2 protein-coding genes are annotated in these 3,512 nt (G+C 55.5%); one reads left to right on the top strand and one right to left on the bottom strand.

What is annotated here, in order from left to right:
* The coding region (locus ACLL9E_RS07400) for an FAD-dependent monooxygenase (protein ID WP_411291100.1) at positions 1-931 on the bottom strand (931 nt) is incomplete at its 3' end.
* A gap of 205 nt (positions 932-1,136) precedes the next feature.
* Here ACLL9E_RS07400 and ACLL9E_RS07395 point away from each other — a divergent pair.
* Positions 1,137-3,422, top strand: a complete 2,286-nt coding sequence (locus tag ACLL9E_RS07395; protein ID WP_411291099.1) for a DNA translocase FtsK 4TM domain-containing protein — start codon at positions 1,137-1,139, stop codon at positions 3,420-3,422.
* The last annotated feature ends 90 nt before the right edge of the window (positions 3,423-3,512 follow it).

The raw sequence follows: 3,512 nt of genomic DNA, 5'->3' as shown, positions 1-3,512 counted from the left end.
CATCGCGAAGCCCCAAATTCAGTCCCTGACCTGCAATGGGGTGGATGCCATGTGCACTGTCGCCAATGAGCACGAGCCGTTCGGCGGTAATCGCTGCTGCATGGTGGAAGCCAAGCTTATACGACGACAGCGGCGCGGACAATTCGACTTCGCCCAATATGCCGCCCATTCCCTTTTCGAGCTCTGCGGCATAGCCACGCGGCGATAATTTCATATAGCCAGCGGCATCCTCCGATTTGACAGACCAGACAATTGCCGAACGGTGGCGGCCGTTTTCATCATCCAGCATAGGCAGAACGGCAAAAGGCCCGGTCGGATAAAAAATCTCATAGGCGATATTGTTATGGGGCAGCGCGTGGTACATCGCGCCGACGATGGCATGATGCTCATACTGCCAATGCGCGATGTTAATCCCTGCTTCTTCGCGAGTCTCGCTCTTGCGACCTTCGGCTACAATCATCAGGTCAGCGGTCAATTCACGGCCGCCTTCGAGTACAACCTTCGCGCCACCCGCATCGCGCGACTTGCTGATGATTTTGGCAGGCATGTGCAAATGAATGTCGGGATGTTCCTGCGCCGCTTTGTAAAGCACGCCGCGCAAATACCGACTTTCGAACATCTGGCCCAGAAATCCGTCCTCTTCGTCGGGCGCAAAATCGAGCGATCCTGCTTTAAGGCTGTCGCTCACCCAGATTTTTTCTATCGGACAACCTTTGCCAGCCAGAGCTTCGCCCATGCCAATGGCCTCAAACAATTTGTAACTCGAACTCGATATCGCAAATGTGCGGCCATCAAAGCTTGCTTCAAGCATGTTTGCCTGATCGGCGCGGTCGATGACGTGGCTGCTGATGCCTTGCCCAGCCAATGCAAGTGCCTGAGTGAGGCCAATGAGGCCGCCACCAATGATTATGACATCTGCTGTGTTATCCATAGCTGTCTTATGCCCCAAGGCGGGGGCGGATTCAAAGGAGGATTTCGACCGTAGCGTCCATGGACGCTTGCGCCTTTTCACCCTCTAATACTTGACGCGGAGTCCAGCGAAGGCGAAAAGGGCGTATTCGGTCATCTGCGACCTCATCAATTCGGGCACTTTTAACATGGCCTCGCGCGTTTCTAAATTTGCATCGAAGAATAATATGGCGAATTGGCGTCAGATGATGCGTGCGTCTTTGATCCGCAGCGGTGCGCTGTTCGGCGCGGCTGCCCTCGGATTGTTCGCAATATTCTATGCATTGGCGGTGCTGAGCTATTCGGCAGCCGACGCCGCTTACAATAGCGCTGCTGCAAATGTGCAGCACAATTGGATGGGGCAAAGTGGTGCCTATCTGTCCGACGCCATGCTGTTCGTATTCGGTGTGCCTGCGATATTTTTATCCCCGTTAATGCTGGTATTCGCTCGGCGTTTGTGGCGTGATGTGCCTCAACCGCAGTGGAAACGGCAATTGATGTTGTGCGTGACGGGCATGCTTCTGATTGGCTTTGGCATGGCTTTTTGGCAACATGGCAGTGACATCGGGCTTCCCGCAGGTTGGGGCGGCGCGATCGCTTTGCTGCTGGATAATGCCGCGGTTGCACTTATCAGCCAAGTTCCCGGCATATGGGGTACGTTGCTGCGGGTTTTGCTCATAATCGGGACCTTATTAGGCGGTGTTGCGCTTGTTATCCGCTCGCTTCAACTTGAACGTCCTTTATTGCGCATACCGTCGCTTGCGATGCCGAAATTTTCAGGGAACAAGGGTGATGCGCGCGCTGTTGGCAGCGATAACATGGCTGCGCCGCAGATCGTCGAACCCAAGCCGCCACGCAAGGCGGTTGAGCCGGACCAACGCAAGCCGCCTTTAATCGAAGACCGCACGCTTGCACCCAAAAAAGCCGCCTTTTCGACCGGCGCGCGGCAAGGCGACTTTTTTGGCAGCTTCACGTTGCCTTCGCTCGATTTGCTTGATCCGCCGCCTGCCATTTCAGTGCCAAAACTCGATAAAACTGCGCTTGAGGCCAATGCGCGTTTGCTTGAGTCCGTCCTCGACGACTTTCACGTGAAAGGACAGATTGTCGCCGTTCGCCCCGGTCCTGTTGTAACGATGTACGAACTTGAGCCAGCGGCCGGGATCAAATCCAGCCGGGTCATTCAATTGGCCGAAGACATCGCGCGCAACATGTCGGCACTATCGGCGCGTGTTTCGACGATTCCAGGGCGGACGGTCATGGGCATCGAACTGCCCAACGCGCATCGTGAAGCCGTAGTTTTTCAGGAAATGGTCGGTTCCGATGCATTTGCCGAGCAGAAAGGCGCGCTGCCCATCATATTGGGCAAGAATATTTCAGGCGATCCGGTAATTGCCGACCTTGCCCCGATGCCGCATCTTTTGGTGGCAGGGACCACCGGATCAGGAAAATCGGTTGGTCTCAATTGCATGATCCTGTCGTTGCTCTACCGCCTGACGCCCGACCAGTGCCGGATGATCATGATTGATCCAAAAATGCTTGAACTGAGCAGCTATGACGACATCCCGCATTTGCTTTCGCCTGTTGTGACCGAGCCTGCGAAGGCCATCCGCGCACTGAAATGGGCTGTCGAGCAGATGGAAGAGCGTTACCGGATGATGTCGTCACTTGGCGTGCGTAACCTTGCGAACTTCAATGAGAAAGTGCGCGCTGCAAAGGCGAAGGGCGCGCCACTGGGACGCAAGGTGCAAATCGGTTACGACCCGATGACTGGCCAGCCGCAATATGAAGAAGAAAGCCTTGCTTACGAGCCGATGCCACAGATTGTTGTCATTGTCGACGAGCTGGCCGACCTGATGATGACGGCTGGCAAGGAGGTTGAATTCCTGATCCAGCGTCTGGCGCAAAAGGCGCGTGCAGCAGGTATCCACCTGATCATGGCAACGCAGCGGCCATCGGTCGATGTTATCACTGGCGTTATCAAGGCCAACTTGCCCACGCGCATTTCCTTCCATGTCACGTCGAAAATCGACAGCCGGACCATATTGGGCGAACAGGGCGCTGAGCAATTGCTCGGCAAGGGCGACATGCTCTATATGGCCGGTGGCCGTGGGCTGACGCGAATCCACGGGCCATTTGTCTCCGATGATGAAGTACGCCGCGTAGCCGACCATTGGCGCGGGCAGGGACAGCCCGAATATATCCAGGCAGTGACCGAAGAGCCCGAAGATGGCGGTTTTGATTTCGGCGCTATGGGCGGTGACGACAGTGAAGAGGACTCGCAATATCGCAAGGCGTGTCAAATTGTGTTTGAAAGCCAGAAAGCGTCCACCAGCTGGATTCAACGGCAGTTGCGGATCGGGTATAATAGCGCTGCCCGTCTCATCGACCGAATGGAAGAGGATGGCTTCATTAGCGCGCCCAACCATATTGGCCGCCGCGAGGTTCTACGCGACCGGAACGGCGATCCCATTTAGGCGTTAAGACGGGGTTCAAGGCTGCACTCATAGGGCTGGCCTCATTCTTCCAAGGAAACATGATGACATATCTCAAATACGCCCTGATGT

The sequence above is a fragment of the Sphingorhabdus sp. genome (assembly GCF_046596595.1).
Classification (GTDB): Bacteria; Pseudomonadota; Alphaproteobacteria; order Sphingomonadales; family Sphingomonadaceae; genus Sphingorhabdus_B.
Note: the sequence above shows the minus strand (reverse complement) of the source record. Positions and strands in the feature narration are given on the sequence as shown.